Here is a 17,753-nt window from a genome sequence, read left to right as displayed (position 1 = left end):
GGTGGCGGGAAGGTGTCCATGATGGATGGTCAGGAGAGCGTGCCGGTCGTCGAGGCGACCGGCATCGCCAAGCGATTCGGGCCGACCGTGGCCCTCGCCGACGGGAACCTGGCGGTCCTCCCCGGCGAGACGCACGCCCTGGTCGGCCGCAACGGCGCGGGCAAGTCCACGCTGGTGGGAGTCGTGACCGGGCTGCTGCGCCCGGACGCGGGCGAAGTGCGGTTCGGCGGTGAGCCCGCACCGCCGCCCGGTGACCGCGCCGCGTGGCGACGGCGGGTGGCGTGCGTCTACCAGCACCCCTCGGTGGTCAAGGAACTGTCGGTGGCGGAGAACATCTTCCTCCACCGCCAACCCCGCGGCCGGTTCGGTCTCATCTCACCGTCGCGCATGCGGCGGGACGCGGCCGAGCTGCTGGAGTCCTGGTCGGTGCCGGTGGCGCCGGAACTGCCCGCCGGCGAGCTGACCGTGGAACAGCGGCAGCTCGTGGAGATCGCCAGTGCGCTGTCGCTGGGCGCCAGGTTCGTCATCCTCGACGAGCCGACCGCCCAGCTGGAGGCACGTGCCATCGCCCGGTTGTTCGACCGGCTGCGTGCACTCCAGGACCAGGGCGTGACCTTCCTGTTCATCTCCCACCACCTGCCCGAGATCTACGAGATCTGCCAGCGGGTGACGGTGTTCCGCGACGCACGCCACATCGTCACCGACACCGTCGCCGCCCTGGACCGGGACCGGCTGGTCACGGCGATGATCGGCGACGCCAGGGGTCTCGTGCAGGTCGGCGCCGACCGGCCGCCGGTGGCCGCCGACGCCGAGCCGGTGCTGGAGCTGTCCGGGTTCGCGGTGCCCGGAGCCGTCGAAGGCGTCGACCTCACCGTGCACCGCGGTGAGATCGTCGGTGTCGCGGGATCGGCGGCAAGCGGCAAGCGGCAGCTCGCCGAGGCACTGGCCGGATTGCGGCCCAGGCAGGGCACCGTGTCGGTGGCGGGCCGGCCGGTGGCGTCGGGCACCGTCCGCGCCGCGTTGGACGGCGGTATCGGGTACCTGCCCGGTGACCGCAACGTGGACGGTTTCGTCGGCGGGCTCTCCGTGGCGGAGAACGCCACCATGACCATCGCGGGCCGTCTCGGACCCGCCGGCCTGGTGCTCCCGGCACGGCGTGACGCGGCGGCCCGGCGGATGATCGCCGAGCTGGACGTGCACACCGCGGGCCCGCACCAGCCCGTCGGCGAGCTGTCCGGCGGCAACGCGCAGAAGGTCGTGATGGCGCGCGCCCTGGCCGGCAACCCCGAGGTGCTGGTGCTGGTGCAGCCCACCGCCGGAGTGGACGTGCGCTCCAAGGAGTCGCTGCTCGGCGCGGTGGACGAGCAGACCCGCACCCGTCGCGGCGCGCTGCTGGTGTCGGACGAACTGGAGGATTTGAGGGTGTGCGACCGGGTCGTGGTGATGGTGGCGGGCCGGATCGTGTCCGAGCACCCGCGTGGTTGGGACGAGGGCAGCCTCGTGGCGGAGATCGAAGGAATCGGTGGACAGCATGACTAGCACGGCGCCCGTTACGTCGACGGCAGGCGACACGCCGCCCAAGCAGACCGTGCCGCGTCCCACGAACCGGCTGCGGCTGGCCCGGCTGCGCGACCTGGCGCTCATCCCGCCGATCATCGCTCTGCTCGTCTACGGGTACACGCTCAAGCCGGATCTGTTCCTCACCAAGGCTTATCTGGTCGACACGGTGCTGAAGTACCAGTCCGAACTGGCGCTGATCGTGCTCGCCGAGGCGCTCGTGCTCATCGTCGGCAAGTTCGACCTGTCGCTGGAGTCGATCGTCGGCATCGCACCGGCCATCGCCGTGTTCATGGTGGTGGGCAACACCGACTTCCTCGGCGCGCCGTGGCCCACGTGGACGGTGCTGCCGGTGGCCCTGCTGTTCGGCGCGCTCATCGGGGCGTTCAACGGGCTGCTCATCGTGCGGTTCAAGCTCTCAGCGTTCATCGTCACGCTCGCCATGCTCATCGCGCTGCGCGGGCTCCAACTGGCGATCGTCGGCGGCGCGACCATGTCGAACCTGGCCAACCAGGTGCCGGTCGTCGACTACCTGGGCAGCTTGCGCGTGCTCACCCTGCCGATCTCGATCTGGATCGTCATCGTGTGCTTCGGCCTGGGGATCGTGGTGCTCGGCTACACCCGGGTCGGCCGCTCCCTCTACGCCGTCGGCGGCAACCCGGCCGCCGCGCGTGCCGCGGGCATCCGCGTCGAACGGGTCATCTGGATCACGCTCGTCGTGGCGGGTGTGCTGGCGGCGTTCGCGGGCCTGATGCTCTCCGCCCGGCTCGGCTCGGTGGCGGCCAACCAGGGCAGCGGCATGATCTTCACGGTGTTCGCCGCCGCGGTCATCGGCGGCATCAGCCTCGACGGCGGCAAGGGCTCGCTGTTCGGCGCCCTCACCGGTGTGGTGCTGCTGGGGCTCATCCAGAACGTGCTCACCCTGGCCCAGGTCAAGGCGGACCAGATCCAGGCGGTCAACGGGCTGGTCATCCTGGTCGCCCTCGTCCTGGCCAGGCTCACCAGCGGAAAAGCACAGGATTAGCGGACTATCCGCCGGCCGTTCGAACTCAGGGCGGGGACACGCGCTCAAGCCGTGTTCCCGCCCTGCCCCATGCGCCCGAGGGGCCGTCGTTCCCCCGGCGAGCTCATGCCGCAGGCCTATCCGCCCAGCGCCGGTGAGCCCACGGTGCTGCGCAGCCACATCTCCACGCCGGCGATGTGCACCGTCGCCCACGACCGCGCCAAATCGGGCTGCCGAGCCTCGATCGCCAGCAGGATCGCCAAGTGCTGCTCACGGGTGCGCCGCACCGCGTCCTCCTCGGTGAGCCCGCGCCAGATCCGGGCCCTGGCCGTCGGCACGGAGATGCCCTCCAGCAGCGAGGACAGGACCGGGTTGGCCGCGCCCTCCGCGATCCGGCGGTGGAACTCCAGGTCGTTGGCCACCAACTCCTCGATGCCCGCGTCCTCCGGCAGCGACTCCAGCGTCGCGCGCAGCGCCTGGACTTCCTCGTCGGGCATCGAGATCGCCGCCGTCGCGGTCGCCGCGGGTTCGAGGATGCGGCGCACTTCGAGGAAGTGCAGCACCGAGGAGTCCTGGTGGAAGTCCACGATGAACCCGAGGGCGTCCAGCAGCAGCGTGGGCTGGAGGCTGGTGACGTAAGTGCCGTCGCCTTGGCGGACGTCGAGCACCCGGATCAGCGACAGAGCCTTCACCGCCTCGCGCAGCGAGTTGCGGGACAGCCCGAGGCGTTCGGCGAGGTCCGCCTCGCGCGGCAGCTTGTCGCCGGGACCCAGCTCACCGCTGACGATCATCCCCTTGATCTTCTCGATGGCTTCGTCGGTGACCGGCATCGGCTCAACTTCCTCGTCGGTACGTCAAATGAACTGGAGCATACTGACCGGGACATCGGAGCTGTCGGCCGTGAACGCGTGGTTCGACCTGGTTGATCCCGGGTGCGCGGGGGGAATGGAGCGGCCCGGCTCGCGAAGGGCGAGCCGGGCCGGGATCGGTTTCGTGCCGGTCGTGTCGGTCGTGCCGGCGGTGTCGCGATCAGCCGAAGGCGCGGGTGCGCCAGGCGCCTACTTCTTCGGCGGACAGTGCGTCGGGGAGGATGGCGACCCGGTCCAGGGCGCCGGTGAGGCGTTGGCCGCCGTTCTGGTCGGCGGCGAAGCGGAGACCGCGGGTGGCGCAGCCGTTGATGCCGTCCGCCGGTACCTGTGCCCCTCCCGCACGGGCGCCGTCGACGTAGACGTCGATCCGGCCGTCATCGGCCATCACGATGACCAAGTCGACGTAACGACCGGTCGGGACCACGGCGTTCGTGGTCACGTTCTGGCCCGCGCCGATGAACCGCACGTTGTTCGACGGTGTCAGGTCGATCAGGACGCCATCGGTGCCCGGGTTGCCGCCCGGCTGGAAGTCGAACAGGCGGCGGTAGGAGCCCGAGCCGTCGACCTTCACCTCCGCAGCGAACGTCGCTTCCTTGAGGAAGCCGAGCGACGTGGGTTCCGTCCGCACGTACGTCTGGCCGTCGAGCAGCAGTCCGGACCCTGTCGGCGCGTTCGGGTCGTACGCCGCCGTGCCCACGACCGTGCCGTCACGGTTGGCCTCGGAACGGTCCTGCACCACCGTGCCCGACGTGGGATCCCACGCCACCAGCGGCTTGTCCGCCGGGGGCGCGGCGCACGGGGGCGGCGGCTCGACGCGTGCGAGGGCGACACCGCTGGTCGTCCAGCCATCACCGCTCAACGTCACCTTGATCCCCTGCGACGTCGCCGCGTCCGGCGGTGGCGTCACGGTGAACGTGTATTGCTCGGAGCGCCCGGCGGGGATCGCGGGCACCGACTGCCGCGCCGGGGTGCTCGTCCAGCCCTCGGGCAGGGCCGGGGTCAGGGTCGACGCGGGCAAGGTGGAATCGAAGGCCGAGACGGTGACCTTCGCCTCGAACGGGGTGCCGCCAACGACCTTCGCGGGCACGTCCACCTTCACCGACGCCGCGGACCGGGCCACGTAGTCGCGGTTCTTGTGCGCCTGGAAGGAAATGGCGTTCCCGTCGCGCTGGAACGGCACGTCCCGACCGGTCTTGGCGTCGACCAGGCGGAAGCGGCCGGTGAACAGCGCGCTCGACACCTTCAGCTCGCTCGACTGGCCGGGGTGCAGCGTGATCCGGGTCGGCACTCCCCCGGTCCACTCCGCGTCCACGGTGACGTCACCGCGGGCCCGGAGTCCCTTGACCGAGCCCTCGGACCAGTGGTCGGGCAGCGCGGGCAGCACGTCGATCGAGCCGGCGTGGCTCTGGAGCAGCATCTCCGCGACCCCGGCGGTGGCGCCGAAGTTGCCGTCGATCTGGAACGGCGGGTGCGTGTCCCACAGGTTGTTCAGAGTGCTGTTCTTGAGCAGCTCCTCCAGCATCTTGTGGGAGTGGTTGCCGTCCAGGAGACGAGCCCAGAAGTTGACCTTCCACGCCTTGCTCCAGCCGGTGCCCCCGTCACCACGGGCCGTCAACGACACCTTGGCCGCCTCGACCAGCTCGGGGTCGTCCTTCGGCGTGATCTGGCTGCCGGGGTGCAGGGCGAACAGGTGGGACACGTGCCGGTGCTCGTTCTTCGGGTCGTCCCAGTCGTTCTTCCACTCCTGCAACTGACCCCAGCTCCCGACCCGAAGGCCGGGGTCGAGCTTGGCCAGGACCTCACTCGTGGACTTCACGGTGGCCTCGTCGCGGAGGGCCTGCGCGGCCTCGCGGGTGTTGGTGAACAGGTCCCACACGATCTGCTGGGACATCGACGTGCCCGCGGAGAACGGGCCGTGCTCGGGCGAGAAGCTGGGGCTCACCACGAGCTTGCCGTCGCGCGGGTCGACCACCAGCTCGTCGACCCAGAAGTCGGTCAGCGACTTCATGACCGGGTACGCGCGCTCACGCAGGAACTTCTCGTCCTTCGTGAACAGGTAGTGCTCGTAGTGGTGCTGCGCCAGCCAAGCGCCCGCTTCGGGGAACCAGAACGCGGTCGCCCAGTTGTGCAGGCCGGTGAAGCCGAACGGGTTGGTCTCGTTGTTGACCACCCACCCGTCGTTGCCGTACATGTCCTTGGCCGTCTTCGTGCCCGGCTCGACCAGGGAATCCACGAAGTCGAACAGCGGCGCGGTGGTCTCCGAGAGGTTGGTGGTCTCGGCCGGCCAGTAGTTCATCTGGAGGTTGATGTTGGTGTGGTAGTCGGCGTTCCACGGCGGTGACGTCGAGTTGTTCCACACGCCCTGGAGGTTCGCCGGCAGCGAGCCGCCGCGCGACGAGCCGATCAGCAGGTACCGGCCGTACTGGAAGAACAGCGCCTCCAACGCCTTGCCGTTCGCCGCGGACAGCGTCCCCGAGCGGTAGGCGCGCAGCAGCTCGTCGGTGGGGATGTCGGGCATCGCCTGCCCGATGTCCAGCGACACGCGGTCGAACAGGTTCCGGTAGTCGGACACGTGCGCGTCCCGCAGCGACCGGTAGCTCCTCCGGGCGGCCGAGTCGGTCCGCTTGGCAACCGCTTGGTGCGGGTCGTTCGTGCGGTACGTCGGGTACTGGTCGGAGTAGTCGGTCCCGGCGGCGAGGACCAGCACGACCTCGTCGGCCCCGGACACCGTGACCGAGCCGTCCGGGTTGTCGGTGCGGGTGCCGCCCTGATTGCGCACCTGCACCTGCGACTCGAACCGCAGGTTGTTGTCCTTGAGGTTGCCGGCGAAGGTGATGCGGCCGTTACTCGCAGTGCGGACGCCGGACCTGTTGTCCGGCGCGGTGATCGACACCGTGAAGCCGATCTGCCCCCGCTTGTCCGCGGCGAACCGGCCCACGATCACGTCGTCGGCCGCGGAGGCGAAGTACTCACGGCTGAACGTCGTGCCGCCCGAGGTGTAGGTGACGCCCGCCGTCGCGTCGGCGATGTTCAGGCCACGCCGGTAACCCGTCACGCCCTGCGGCGCCTGCGGTTGGGAGATCCGCAGGTCGCCGAACGTCTGGTAGGCCCCGAAACCGGTCTTGGCCTGGCCCATCACCGACGCCACCCAGGTCGGGTCCGCCTCGCCCTCGGCGGCGATCCGGTCCTGCACCTGCTTGATCGCGTCCGGTCGCGGCGTGCGCCAGTTGCCGAAGTTGTAGCCGGGCGAGCCGGGACCACCGGTCCACAGCGTCTTCTCGTTGAACTGCAACTGTTCGTTCTGCACGCCGCCGAACACCGTCGCGCCCAACGCCCCGCTGCCGATGGGCAGCGACTCGGACTCCCAGCGGGTCGCCGGCTCGTCGTACCACAACGACAGCCCCGCATCCGATCCCGACCGGTCACGGTCCACGTCCTCACCGCCGTCCGGGGTCGAGGCGGCCGTGCCGGCCGCGAGCAGTGCCAGTGCCGTCGCCACACCCATCACGGCGGTCAACCGCCGGGACGCTCTCCGTTGAACGCGCATGCTCGTACACCCATGTTTCGTCGTCCGACAGGACGGCCGAAGACTAGAGATCGGATGTATCGTTCGTCAAGACCGCCAACAGCCTCCACCCCACCAGCGGCGCCACCCCAAGATCGCCACGCCCTCCCGCTTGCCAGTCTTGCGCCACACCAACCGATATACACGCCCCTTGCAATCCGAACACCCCGTGGGCACCCAATCACCGTGCGACCACTCGCCGGAGGTATTGATCGGAGGTGCGCCGCTGCGACGGCCACCGGCGCCCTTCCGGCGGGAGGGGTCCCTGGCCACTCCCGCCACCCTGCTCCCATGGGCGATTTCGAAGTAACCATCGACACTCTCCACGGGGTGGTCGGCAGGCACGGCAAGGTGCGCGACGACCTGTCCGCGGCCAACCAGCAGAGCCGGTTGCTCGCGCGGATCCAGCCTCCGATGCAGGACCCGGCGACCACCTCCTTCATCACCGCGGCCTGCCAGGCGGGCCAAGCGCACCTCGACTCCGTCTCGATGATCGAGCAGGAGCTCCAGACGCGGATCGAGGAGCTGAAGGCGTCGGTCGACCAGTACGTGAAGACCGAACAGGGCAACCACGGACGCATGGCGGTGAAAGACTGATGGCAGGGCTCAGCGGCTACGAGATCTACCTGATGGTGTCGCAGGGCGCGGGCCCCGACGGGCTGAACCAGGCGGCGGACGTGTCGAAGGACGCGCGCACGCGCATCCAGGCCCTCGGCGACGAACTGCGTCGGCTCACCACCGAGATGCAATCCGCGTGGCAGGGCAAGGCATCGGACCAGGCAGCGCAGGCCGTGCAGCCGATCGAGCAGGCCCTCCAGCGTGCTCAGGAGACGCTGGACAAGGCCGACGCCTCGTTGCGGACCCAAGCGCAGAGCTACGGCCGATTGAGGGGGCAGGTGCTCCCGATGGCGACGCCGCAGCCGCCGGAGCTGACCCTCTTCGACGAGATCACGCCGTGGGACACCGACAACGAGATCGCGCGCAAGGAGTGGTTCGAGGCCGACGCCAACAACCGTCGCGTCTACGCGGAGTACGCCACGGCGACGGGCCAGAACCAGGCGATGCTGCCGCAGGTGCCCCAGGCGTCCGGTGGCGCACAGGGCGCGAACACCGCTGTGCAGTCCGCGAGCGGAGCCGGCGTGCAGGCTGCGACACCCGCGCCGCCGCAGGTCGGGGACGCGGGTAGCACTTCGCCGTCGTCGGCGGCGGGATCGGCCGGCGGTGACAAGACCTCCGCACCGCCGTCGGTGAGCGGCGGCGGCAAGACTTCGGCCAGCAGCGCCGGCGGCACTGGCGGTACTGGCGGCGGCGACGGAGGTCTCGGCGGTCGGGCGCCTGCCGTTCAGGGGCCCACCGCTCCGAAGCAGCCGGGCGACCGGACGGCGGTCGCCGACTGGTCCACCGGTGTGCCGGGCGGTGTGCCGATCGCGTCGCCTCCGCCGCCGTCGGCCAGGGACACCGCGCACACGTCGAACGTCCCGAAGGGCGACCACCTGTCCGGAGTCGCTCCGGTGCTCCCCGGTGGGATCGGCATCGGCGATCCCACCGGCACCAGGGCACAGCGGGGCGCCCTCGACGCGGGCGACCGCTCTGCCGTCCTCGGCAGGACGCCACCGCCCAACGCCCCTGCCGCGGCCGGTGGCCGTGGCGCGACCAGCATGGGCGGAGTGGCGGGCATGGGCGGCTTCGCCCCACACGCCGCGCACACGCGCGAGGAAGAGGACCGGGAGCACAAGCGCAGCGTGTACCTCGAGGAGGACGCGGACGCGCTCGTCGGACCGCTGCCCGGCAGCGTGACGCCCGTGATCGGGGAGGACTGATGCTGCGCGAAGCGGTGGTGTTGTCCGACACGGAGTTCGACGTGCTGTGGCACCACGACAACCTCGGCGAGCACCACACCGTGCTGCGCGTGCCGCCTACCGAGGCCAACACCCTGGAGGTCGAGCACGGGCTGTACCGCGAGGGCGTGCGGGTCGACGAAGCGCTGGAGGCGCTGCGGCTGCTCGCGTTCGCGGACTTCGAGTGCTTCGGCTGGATCGCGTTCAACCGTGAGGTCACGCTGCCGGTCGTCGTCGCCACCGCCGGACGGCACGGCGTCTTCGCGTTGCGGGACAACGGCCATGTGCGGATCGACGCGTTGCGCGGTGACCCGTCGGACATGCTCGCGGGGTGCCTGCCGGAGCTGCGGCCCGGTCGGGGTTCGTCGATCAACGCCCGTGCCGAGGAGGCGCGGACGTCACGGGCGCTGGTCGAGCTGATGCAGCGTTCGCGCACCGGCGTCGCGAAGCTCTTCGCGGCCAAGCGCGACCGGTACGGGCGACGACGGCGTTCGGAGTCGTTCATCACCACGATCGACTGCCCGGACGGCCGCTGGCTGGTCGTCCGCTACGTCGACAGCCGCGGCCAGGGCTGGGTGCACGCCACGCCCGCGACACGCCCGATCATCGGGGAGTGGCTTCGACGCATCAGCGACTGACCGGAACGCGAAGCAGCGGGCCGCCGATGAAGCCGGCCCGCTCCGCCGATCACCCCGGCACACCCGTCGGCCGACGCGACAGGGAAAGCGGGCCGGCGAATCCCGGAACTGCCGACGCGACAGAGAGGAGCGGGCCGGCGAACCCAGGAGCTGCCGGCCCGCCCGCCGGATCAGTTGTCGCCCTCGTCCTCGTTCTCGCCTTCCCCGCCGTCCTGCTCGTTCTCCTGCTCCACGCCCGGACGGTCTTCGTTCTCGTTGCCGCCCTCCCCGTTGCACCCGGCGCCGAGAGTCAGGAACAACGCCGCTCCGCTGGCCAGCACGGCGAGCGACTTCTTCATCACGGTCGGCTTCATGGTGTCCTTAATACCCTGACAAGACCGTTTCGACACCGCGAGGCCGTTGTCAGATCCGCGCGCCTCGTTTCCGGACAGCCCTCGCGTTGTCCGGAGGTTGTCCGGGACGCGACCGATGTTCATGAAAACTCTCCTGCGTGGACGGTCCGCCGGTTACCGTTCGCGGGTGCAGATCCCGTGGAGGGCCGCCCCGCGCGCTGCCCTGTCGAGCCCGCTGACGCTGCTGGTCAGCGTGGTCACCGCACTGCTGCTCAGTTTCGTGGTGGCCGCCGCCGTGATGCACTCGGCCGCCTCCGGCAGTGCCGCGATCGACTACCAGCAGAACCGTTTGTGCAAGGAGGCGCTGCACCCGTCGCTGGAGGCCACCGGGATCGGCGGGTTCCCCCACCAGCACGTCGCCGAGTTGGTGCAGGTGGTCACCGCCGCGACGCCGGACACGCCGCCGTTGATCGGCACATACACGCGCGAGAAGCGAGTGGACTTCGGCGGGCAGCAGACCATGGCCAAGTTCGGCCACCGGCCCGGCGCCACCGACCACCTGAAGGTGCTCCAAGGCGGCTCGAAGGACGGTCTGTGGGTGCCGCAGAGCATCGCCGTCACCACCGACCTGCGCCTGGGCGAACGCGGCATGGGCGGGCGGCTGCCCCCGGTCACGGCGGTCTACGCCGACGTGTTCGACCCGCTGCCCGAGTGGTGGTGCTCGGAACGCCACTTCGTCGTGCCGAACGTGCTGGACCGCGACGAGCTCGCGACCGCCGTGGTGTGGATGCCCAGCGCCGAGTCGTTCGCCGCGCTCCCCCCGGAGGCCACGACCACGACCGACGTCACCGTGCGCTTCCCGTCCGAAGTGCCGCGCACGATCGACGAGGCCGCGACCCTGCTCGCCAAGGGCACAGAGCGCATCGCCCCGATCGAGGACATGTTCAACCGCAAGGTGTCGCACCTGGCGCTCCCGGTCGAGAACGCCGCGCAGACCGTGACGAACGTGCGGTCCGCCGTCCTGCCCCTCACCTTGATCAGCCTGCTCATCGGCTTGGCGGGCATCGCCACGGTGACCGTCCAATGGGCACAGCGCCGGCAGCACGAACTGCGCCTGCTCTGGGTCCGCGGCGCCGGCCCGTTCGCACTCGGTGGCCGAGGCGTGCTGGAACTGGGCCTGCCGCTGGTGGTCGGCGGCGCGGCCGGCTTGGGCACGGCCCGGCTGCTGCTGCCCCTGTACGCGCCGTCGGACATCCTGCCGCCCGGCACGGTGTCGACCGCGGCGTCGGCGGTGGTCGCGGTGGTGGCGCTGAGCATCGTGGTCACGTTCGCCACCGCAGCCCTGCGCACGCACCGGATGTTCCAGGCAGCCCTGCGGGGCAACCGGCTGCGCAACGTCCTGGCCGCCCTGCCGTGGGAGCTGGTGACCGCAGCGCTGGCCGTGTGGGCGTGGAACAGGGTGGAGCACAGCGGTCTGGCCACCACGACCAAGATCGGCGGACTGCCGCGCATCGACGCCGCGGCCCTGGCGTTCCCGCTGCTCGTCGTGCTCACGGCCGCGCTGCTGACGGCACGGTTGGCGAAGTGGGGCCTGGCCGCGTCCCACCGCGCGAGGTTCTGGTCCAAACCGGCCGCGCAGTTGGCCCTGCGCCGCCTCGCCGCGGCACGGGGACCGGTGACCGGTGTGCTGCTGGTGGGTGTGCTCGCCGTCGGCACCATCGCGGTCGGCACGGCCATCGCGGGGTCGCAGAAGACCGCGCTGGACGTGAAGTCCGGCATGTTCACGGGCTCGAACAGCGTCGCCCGGATCTCGTCGAAGACCACCGAGCTGCCGGAGTCGCTGCGCGGTGACTCCACCATCGTCGGCTTCGTCGAGCAGGTCGACCGCTATGCCCTGGTGGTGGACCCGAGGACGTTCCGCGAGGGCGCGTTCCCGTTCGAGATCGACCCGGCGCTGCTGACCGAGCCGCTGCGGGTCGGCGACGTGCCACGCCGTGAAGTCCGGCTGCCGGGGTTGCCGCCGGTGAACCCGTCGGCGTGGGTGCCGGCGTTCCCGAAGCTCGGCAGGTCCGGCTGGGTGGTGCCGGTGGACCGGATCGAGGACCGGGACGACGTCGGCTCCTGGTACGTGTGGTCGCGCAAGCCGCTCGGCGAGCTGACCTCGGCGCTGTCGGCGGCCGGCGTGAAGCACTTCAACCCCGGCGAGAAGTCGAAGGCGGTCCAGGGTCTGCCGTTCCTCACGATCCAGTGGACGTTCGGGTTCGTGACGGCCCTCGGCGCGGTGCTCGCGGTGGTGGCGGCGATCGCGCTGCTGCTGGCGGTCGAGGTGCGGCGGCGGCAGAACGCGCTGTCCGGCGCGTTCAGCAGCCGGATGGGCCTCGGTCCGGCCGCGATGCTGCGCAGCCACCTGTTCGAACTGGGCGCGGTGGCCGCCGCCGCGGTCGTCATCGGGATGACCTCCAGCGCCGTGAGCAGCGGCGTCACCGTGCCCAAGCTCGATCCCGCACCTCGTCTCACGCCGACGCCGGAAGTCCCCGACGTCCTGCCGCTGCTGGTGACGACGGTCGCGGGGAGCGTGCTGGTGGTGCTGGTGGCGGCGTGGATCGCGGTGCGCGCGGTGCGTTCGGCGAAGATCGGGGAGTTGATTCGTGCGTAGCTCGATGGTGTGACGAACATACGCAAACGCCCAATCAGCCGGCTACTATTCGACCGCATGTTCGAGGGGGTGGGTGACAGTGCTGTCCGGTCGTCGTTACCGCGTGGACTTCACGTCCGATCAAGCCACGTTCGCAGAGAACATTGGCACTACCTGCCGATCGGTGTGGAACACTGCCCTCGAACAACGCCGCCTTTACGGCGCTCGCGGCTCGTGGATCAGCTATCGCGAACAAGCACGGCAGCTCGCCGACGCCAAGGCTTCGTTCCCCTGGTTGGCGCAGCCTCCGTCGCATACCCTTCAGCAGACATTGATGGACTTGGACAAGGCCTGCACAACGCATGGAACGTGGAACGTGAGGTGGCGATCCGCGCGCAGTTGGTCTCCGTCCTTCCGCTTCCCGGATCCGGCACAAATCACCGTGCAACCCTTGAACCACAACAACGCCCAGGTCAAGCTGCCCAAGTTCGGCTGGGTCCGCATCCGATGGTCGCGTCCACTCGGTGGCATCCGATCAGCCACGATCCGTCGGGAAAGTGGACGGTGGTGGATCTCCATCCTGGTGGCCGACCCAGACGAAACTCCGGAAATTCACGCCCACCCGCAGCGCGCAGTCGGAGTCGACCGTGGAGTCAAGACGTTGGCTGTCACCAGTTGTGGAGAGTTCTACGACCAGTCATACGCGAGTCCACGCGAGATCGAGCACTGCAAAGACTTGCAGCGGCGAGTGGCGGGTACCGAAAAGGGGTTGAACCGCCGTAAAGCCGCTGTCGCCAGACTGAACCGCACGCTAGGCCGTGTCCGGCGGCGGCGTCAGGACTTCACCACGAAGGTCGGTCGTACCATGGCCCGTGGCAACAGCCTCGTCGTTTTCGAGGCCTTGCGCATCAAGAACATGACGGCCTCAGCGGCGGGCACGCCAGACCAGCCCGGGAGACGCGTTAGGCAGAAGTCCGGCTTGAACCGCGCGATTCTGGACAAGGGCTGGCACCGGCTGGAAGCGGCCTGCCGCAGCGCCGCGAGGCGAACAGGTAGCCGGGTCGTCACCATCAATCCCGCGTACACGTCCATCACCTGTTCCTCCTGCCGACATGTCGACCGCAGGTCCCGCGAGAGTCAAGCAGACTTCCGGTGCACAGCATGTGGATACAGGTGCCACGCCGACGTCAACGCGGCCGTCAACATCCTTACCGCCGGGCGGGCGGAACTCGGCCACGAGACCCGTGAGCGTGAGTTGGGGCGGGCAAACCCGGACAACCGGGGCCGGAAGGCACAACGCCAACCAACAGCAGCCCAGCGGTTCTCGCCGATCGGGCTGGTTGAAATCCCTCGATGTATCCCACGGGAGGACGTCAATCGTGGTTGAGCACGTGTTGCGCCTGCGCGGCGTGGGTGTGGAGTACCGGACGTCCGCCGGGGCGGTGACGGCGGTGTCGGACGTGTCGCTGGACGTGCCCGCGCACGGGATGACGGTGTTGGCGGGGCCGTCCGGCTCGGGCAAGTCGACGCTGCTGCGGGTGCTGAGCCTGGTGGAACGGCCCACGGTCGGTGGCGTGGAGCTGCGTGGCTCGGGCACGGCGCGGCTGTCGTCGCGGGCCAGGCGGAACCTGCGGCGGCGGGAGATCGCGTTGGTGTTCCAGAACCCGGCGGACAACCTCATCGACCACCTGGACGTGGGCGACAACCTGCGTGCGGCGGCTCAGGCAGCGGGACGGGTCGCTCAGGTGGAGGAGCTGCTGGAGCAGTTGGGGCTGCCCGGCACGGCCACGTGGAAGGTGTCCGCGATGTCCGGCGGGCAGCAGCAGCGGCTGGCGTTCGGGTGCGCGTTGGCGCGGCAGGCGACGGTCGTGCTGGCCGACGAGCCGACGTCCCAATTGGACGCGGTGTCGGCGGACCTGGTGCTGGAGACGTTGGCGCACTTGGCGCGGCGGGGTGTGCCGGTGGTGGTGGCGTCGCACGATCCGAGGCTGATCGCGTTGGCGGACACGAGGTTCGACCTGCGGAACGGGGCGTTGGCGGCATGACGGCATCGCGGGAGGTCGGGGCGACGACGGTGGCGCGGGCCGTGGCGTTGCGGGCGACGGGGATCGAACGGACGTTCCGGCACGCCGGCGGGCCGGTGCACGTGCTGCGCGGGGTGGACCTGGCGGTGGCGGCCGGTGAGCTGGTGACGCTGTCCGGTCCGTCCGGGTCGGGCAAGAGCGCGCTGCTGGCCGTGCTGGCCGGGTTCGACCGGGCGGACGCGGGCACGGTGGAGCTGGGCGGCGAGGTGCTGACGTCGCCACCGTCGTGGCAGCGGTGCGCGTTGTTGCCGCAGGCGCTGGGGCTGGCCGGTGAGCTGACGTTGGCGGAGAACGTGGCGCTGCCCGTCCGGCTCGGCCGGGTCGGTTCGCTGGCCAGGGTGACGGAACTGCTGGTGGAGCTGGGTATCGGCGACCTGGCCGATCGTTACCCGGCAGAGGTGTCGTTCGGGCAGCAGCAGCGTGCCGCGTTGGCGCGGGCAGTGGTCGGGTCGCCGAGGGTGCTGTTGGCCGACGAGCCCACGGCGCACCTCGACCGGCACAGCGCGCCGAAGGCGGTCCAGGTGTTGCGCCAGGCGGCGGACGCGGGCGCGGCCGTGCTGATCGCCACGCACCACGACGAGGTGCACCGCGCGGCGGATCGCACTGTGGTGCTCGACGGCGGGCGGGTGTCCGGGCGGGTGTCTCCGTAGGCGGGTGTCTCCGTAGGATGGGCGTCGATGTTGCGTCGATTCGTGGCCGTCGCCCTGGTGTTCCCGCTGCTCGCCCTGTTGCTGGTGGTCAGCGACTCGCCGTACCCGTCTTCACCCGGTCCGTCGCGCGATGCGCCGCGGGCGTTGGTGGCGCTCGGCGACAGCACCATGGCCGGTGAGGGCGCGGGGACGTACGAGCCGGGGACGGACGGCGAGAACGGCAACTGGTGCCACCGGTCGTTGAAGGCGTCGGTGCACAAGACGCAGGTCGCGGACGTGGACCGGGTGTTCAACCTGGCCTGCTCGGGCGCGAACTCGGAGCAGGTCGGGATCACCGACCAGGTGCGCAACACGGAGGGTTCGCAGGCCAGGCAGCTGGCGGCGATCGCGCGTGAGTACCGGGTGTCGGTGGTCGTGGTGGCCGTGGGCGCGAACGACGACCCGCGGTTCGCGGACGTGCTGGGCGCGTGCCTGCGGGCGTGGATCGAGCGCCGCACCGACTGCGCCGAGGCGATGGCCGAAGAGTGGAAGGCCCGGGTCAAGCGGATGACGCCCAAGGTGGAACGCGCGCTGCGCGACGTCCGCCGGGTGTTGCAGGACGAGGGCTACACGCCCCGGTCGTACACGCTCGTCCTCCAGTCCTACGCCGCGCCGGTCGCGCCGGGGTTGCCGTTCGACCTCCAGAACCTCGCGGGGTGCCCGCTGCGGACCGGTGACCTGGAGTGGGTTCGGGACACGGCGGTCGACCAGCTGTCGGACGGGCTGCGTTCGGCGGCGGACGAGGTGGGGGCGCGGTTCCTCGACCTGTCCAAGGCCGGTGACGAGCGCGAGGCGTGCATGCGGGGGAAGAAGCCCGAGGACGAGTGGTTCACCCGGCTCACGGTCGACTTCGACGGTCTGCGGGACGAGGCGCGGGCGCGGCACGCGTTGCAGGAGTCGTTCCACCCCAACGCGCGCGGGTACGAGCAGTTCGGGCGGTGCATGACGGAGTTCCTGGCCATGTCGGAGCGGGAGGCGTCGTGCGTCCCCGGTGACGACGGCAACCTCACCGCCGTGGTGGAGAAGGACTGACCAGCGCCGCGATGTCGGCCGCGGTCCAGAACGGCGTGCGGCGGGCGAGGTGGGTGGCGATCCGTTCGGCGGTCCAGCCGTGCGCTTGGGCGATGCCGGATCCGAGCATCTCCAGGTAGGCGGCGGAAGGTGCGGTGTGCACGACGTCGTCCGCGCGCCAGGGTGCGGTGAACGTCAGCGCCGGGTGGCCGTCGTGCTCGCCGAGGTGGAGCAGCGTCTCGTAGCGGCCGGGGCCGAGCACGTGCCTGCCGCCGGCCAGGACGGCGGTCAGGTCGAGGTCTGCGGCCGGTTCCCGGTACATCTCCTGTTCGGCGACGTCGGCGAACTGCGCCGCCGTCACCAGGTACCCGCGCGCGGCGGCCGTGCCGGGCAGGTCGGGGTCGTAGAACGCCCGACCGCCCAGCCAGACCGGCGAGTGCGTGGCGAAGTAGATCCCGCCGGGCAGCTCCAACGCCCTGGTGTCGACCGGCGGACTCCCGTCCCGACACCCCGGATAGCACCGCGTCGCACCGACCGGCGTCCCACCGGCGAGGTAGCACGCGAACCGCTGGGCGTGCATGTTCGACCCGTAGCTGACGTACCAGACCAACCGGCTCGACATGGTCCGATGATGCCGGGTGTCACAGGCAGGTGCGGCACGGGCGGGCGGTCGGGTGTTCGGTTTCCAGCTCGTGCCGGGTGCCGACGATCTTGATGTAGCTGCCGACCCAGGTCGTGCCGCGGCTCGGTGTGCCGTTGATGGTGTGGCAGCTGGCGCGGTGCAGGACCAGGTTGTCCGGGTTCAGGCTGCGCTCGGCGTTGACCACGAACTCGTCCTGGTGTTCCGCCAGCCACCGCTCGTAGGCGCCGCTGTCCACGGTGTACTCGTGCATCGAGCCATCATCCGCCGCCCGGCCCTCAGCGGCTGTCCGCCATCCGGTGCCACTCGTCCTCCAGGATGGCGTAGATCAGCTCTTCGCCCCACGCGCCTTTGAAGACCTCGTTGTGCCGGAAGTGGGCCTCGCGGCGCATGCCCAGCCGCTCCATCACCCGCCACGACGGCTCGTTGAACGCGTCGCACGACGCCACGACGCGGTGCAGGCCGAGGTGCTTGAAGCCGAGGTCGAGCATGACGACGGCGGCTTCGGTGGCGTAGCCGTTGCCGTGGTGGTCGGGGTGGAAGATGTAGCCGACCTCGCCCTGGCGGTGCTTCTCGCTGAGCCACTTGAGCACCGTCTCGCCGATGACCTCGCCGTCCTTCTCCACGGCGAGCGCGAGGTGGTCGCCCTCCTTCTCCGGCCACGTAACCGCGACCTTCACGGCCAGGCTGTCGGCGGTCTCCTCGGGGCTGCGCGGCTCGCCGTACAGGTAACGCACCACGTCCGGGCGGGACTGCCACGAGTGCAACGCGTCGTGGTCGGCGAAGGTGAACGGGCGCAAGGTCAGGCGCCGGGTCCGAATGGGGTACTCGGGCTTCGTCACGCCGATCAATCTACGAGGATCCCGCGCAGCCGTCCTCCGAGTTCCGCTCG

General features: G+C 70.3%; 16 protein-coding genes. 10 read left to right on the top strand and 6 right to left on the bottom strand.

The annotated features are described in order from the left end of the window. Nucleotides 1–21: 21 nt before the first annotated feature. Together F4560_RS07700 and F4560_RS07695 are read left to right on the top strand one after the other, a co-directional pair. Nucleotides 22–1,539 (top strand): sugar ABC transporter ATP-binding protein, encoded by a 1,518-nt coding sequence (locus tag F4560_RS07700; RefSeq protein WP_184918113.1) that lies wholly within the window; start codon nt 22–24, stop codon nt 1,537–1,539. Continuing rightward, a complete protein-coding gene (locus F4560_RS07695) occupies nt 1,532–2,581 on the top strand; it encodes an ABC transporter permease (RefSeq protein ID WP_184918111.1) in 1,050 nt (349 codons plus the stop codon). The genes F4560_RS07700 and F4560_RS07695 overlap by 8 nt, the downstream gene beginning before the upstream one ends. 116 nt (nt 2,582–2,697) lie before the next feature. On the opposite strand, the gene F4560_RS07690 is transcribed toward F4560_RS07695, so the two are convergent. Then, entirely contained in the window at nt 2,698–3,390 is a 693-nt protein-coding gene (locus F4560_RS07690; RefSeq protein WP_184918109.1) for a FadR/GntR family transcriptional regulator, read from the bottom strand. A 199-nt stretch (nt 3,391–3,589) separates the two neighbouring features. After that, the gene (locus tag F4560_RS07685) at nt 3,590–6,976 is read right to left on the bottom strand and encodes a glycosyl hydrolase family 95 catalytic domain-containing protein (RefSeq protein ID WP_221483385.1); all 3,387 of its coding nucleotides are present in this window, start codon (nt 6,974–6,976) and stop codon (nt 3,590–3,592) included. 309 nt (nt 6,977–7,285) lie between these two features. Between F4560_RS07685 and F4560_RS07680 the strand changes: the two genes are divergently transcribed. Genes F4560_RS07680 through F4560_RS07670 form a run of 3 tightly spaced genes read left to right on the top strand, consistent with a single transcriptional unit; the run spans nt 7,286 to nt 9,470 of the window. Next, nucleotides 7,286–7,591 (top strand): hypothetical protein, encoded by a 306-nt coding sequence (locus F4560_RS07680; RefSeq protein WP_184918107.1) that lies wholly within the window; start codon nt 7,286–7,288, stop codon nt 7,589–7,591. After that, the gene (locus tag F4560_RS07675) at nt 7,591–8,814 is read left to right on the top strand and encodes a WXG100 family type VII secretion target (RefSeq protein WP_184918104.1); all 1,224 of its coding nucleotides are present in this window, start codon (nt 7,591–7,593) and stop codon (nt 8,812–8,814) included. Before F4560_RS07680 ends, F4560_RS07675 begins: the two co-directional genes overlap by 1 nt. Beyond that, nucleotides 8,814–9,470, top strand: a complete 657-nt coding sequence (locus tag F4560_RS07670; RefSeq protein ID WP_184918101.1) for an ESX secretion-associated protein EspG — start codon at nt 8,814–8,816, stop codon at nt 9,468–9,470. Before F4560_RS07675 ends, F4560_RS07670 begins: the two co-directional genes overlap by 1 nt. A 170-nt stretch (nt 9,471–9,640) precedes the next feature. Here the strand turns inward: F4560_RS07670 and F4560_RS07665 are convergent, their stop codons facing one another. Then, nucleotides 9,641–9,823 carry a hypothetical protein gene (locus F4560_RS07665; protein ID WP_184918099.1) on the bottom strand — a complete coding sequence of 61 codons (183 nt, stop codon included), beginning with the start codon at nt 9,821–9,823 and terminating at the stop codon, nt 9,641–9,643. A 166-nt stretch (nt 9,824–9,989) separates the two neighbouring features. Between F4560_RS07665 and F4560_RS07660 the strand changes: the two genes are divergently transcribed. The 5 genes from F4560_RS07660 to F4560_RS07640 all read left to right on the top strand — a co-directional run bounded on the left by F4560_RS07660 (nt 9,990) and on the right by F4560_RS07640 (nt 16,242). Then, nucleotides 9,990–12,458 carry an ABC transporter permease gene (locus tag F4560_RS07660; protein WP_184918096.1) on the top strand — a complete coding sequence of 823 codons (2,469 nt, stop codon included), beginning with the start codon at nt 9,990–9,992 and terminating at the stop codon, nt 12,456–12,458. Between the two features lie 73 nt (nt 12,459–12,531). Continuing rightward, nucleotides 12,532–13,824, top strand: a complete 1,293-nt coding sequence (locus tag F4560_RS07655) for an RNA-guided endonuclease InsQ/TnpB family protein (RefSeq protein ID WP_221483384.1) — start codon at nt 12,532–12,534, stop codon at nt 13,822–13,824. Further along, on the top strand, nt 13,817–14,482 hold the full coding sequence (locus F4560_RS07650; protein WP_376775278.1) for an ABC transporter ATP-binding protein: 666 nt from the start codon (nt 13,817–13,819) through the stop codon (nt 14,480–14,482). Before F4560_RS07655 ends, F4560_RS07650 begins: the two co-directional genes overlap by 8 nt. Beyond that, on the top strand, nt 14,479–15,171 hold the full coding sequence (locus tag F4560_RS07645; protein ID WP_184918093.1) for an ABC transporter ATP-binding protein: 693 nt from the start codon (nt 14,479–14,481) through the stop codon (nt 15,169–15,171). Before F4560_RS07650 ends, F4560_RS07645 begins: the two co-directional genes overlap by 4 nt. A gap of 27 nt (nt 15,172–15,198) precedes the next feature. Beyond that, entirely contained in the window at nt 15,199–16,242 is a 1,044-nt protein-coding gene (locus F4560_RS07640; RefSeq protein ID WP_184918090.1) for a GDSL-type esterase/lipase family protein, read from the top strand. On the opposite strand, the gene F4560_RS07635 is transcribed toward F4560_RS07640, so the two are convergent. Genes F4560_RS07635 through F4560_RS07625 form a run of 3 tightly spaced genes read right to left on the bottom strand, consistent with a single transcriptional unit; the run spans nt 16,217 to nt 17,703 of the window. Beyond that, nucleotides 16,217–16,843 carry a histone deacetylase gene (locus F4560_RS07635; RefSeq protein ID WP_184918087.1) on the bottom strand — a complete coding sequence of 209 codons (627 nt, stop codon included), beginning with the start codon at nt 16,841–16,843 and terminating at the stop codon, nt 16,217–16,219. The genes F4560_RS07640 and F4560_RS07635 overlap by 26 nt on opposite strands. Before the next feature lie 19 nt (nt 16,844–16,862). Continuing rightward, on the bottom strand, nt 16,863–17,114 hold the full coding sequence (locus F4560_RS07630) for a hypothetical protein (protein ID WP_184918084.1): 252 nt from the start codon (nt 17,112–17,114) through the stop codon (nt 16,863–16,865). 25 nt (nt 17,115–17,139) lie between these two features. After that, a complete protein-coding gene (locus tag F4560_RS07625) occupies nt 17,140–17,703 on the bottom strand; it encodes a GNAT family N-acetyltransferase (protein WP_184918082.1) in 564 nt (187 codons plus the stop codon). Nucleotides 17,704–17,753 lie beyond the last annotated feature (50 nt).

The sequence above is a fragment of the Saccharothrix ecbatanensis genome (assembly GCF_014205015.1).
In the GTDB taxonomy this organism is placed as follows: Bacteria; Actinomycetota; Actinomycetes; order Mycobacteriales; family Pseudonocardiaceae; genus Actinosynnema; species Actinosynnema ecbatanense.
Note: the sequence above shows the minus strand (reverse complement) of the source record. Positions and strands in the feature narration are given on the sequence as shown.

Excerpts from the sequence above, each read along its gene's own strand:
- F4560_RS07670 (WP_184918101.1), top strand. The coding sequence starts at position 8,814 with ATGCTGCGCGAAGCGGTGGTGTTGTCCGACACGGAGTTCGACGTGCTG.
- F4560_RS07695 (WP_184918111.1), top strand. The coding sequence starts at position 1,532 with ATGACTAGCACGGCGCCCGTTACGTCGACGGCAGGCGACACGCCGCCC.
- F4560_RS07690 (WP_184918109.1), bottom strand. The coding sequence starts at position 3,390 with ATGCCGGTCACCGACGAAGCCATCGAGAAGATCAAGGGGATGATCGTC.
- F4560_RS07700 (WP_184918113.1), top strand. The coding sequence starts at position 22 with ATGGATGGTCAGGAGAGCGTGCCGGTCGTCGAGGCGACCGGCATCGCC.
- F4560_RS07675 (WP_184918104.1), top strand. The coding sequence starts at position 7,591 with ATGGCAGGGCTCAGCGGCTACGAGATCTACCTGATGGTGTCGCAGGGC.
- F4560_RS07680 (WP_184918107.1), top strand. The coding sequence starts at position 7,286 with ATGGGCGATTTCGAAGTAACCATCGACACTCTCCACGGGGTGGTCGGC.
- F4560_RS07640 (WP_184918090.1), top strand. The coding sequence starts at position 15,199 with ATGTTGCGTCGATTCGTGGCCGTCGCCCTGGTGTTCCCGCTGCTCGCC.
- F4560_RS07630 (WP_184918084.1), bottom strand. The coding sequence starts at position 17,114 with ATGCACGAGTACACCGTGGACAGCGGCGCCTACGAGCGGTGGCTGGCG.
- F4560_RS07635 (WP_184918087.1), bottom strand. The coding sequence starts at position 16,843 with ATGTCGAGCCGGTTGGTCTGGTACGTCAGCTACGGGTCGAACATGCAC.
- F4560_RS07645 (WP_184918093.1), top strand. The coding sequence starts at position 14,479 with ATGACGGCATCGCGGGAGGTCGGGGCGACGACGGTGGCGCGGGCCGTG.
- F4560_RS07685 (WP_221483385.1), bottom strand. The coding sequence starts at position 6,976 with ATGCGCGTTCAACGGAGAGCGTCCCGGCGGTTGACCGCCGTGATGGGT.
- F4560_RS07665 (WP_184918099.1), bottom strand. The coding sequence starts at position 9,823 with ATGAAGCCGACCGTGATGAAGAAGTCGCTCGCCGTGCTGGCCAGCGGA.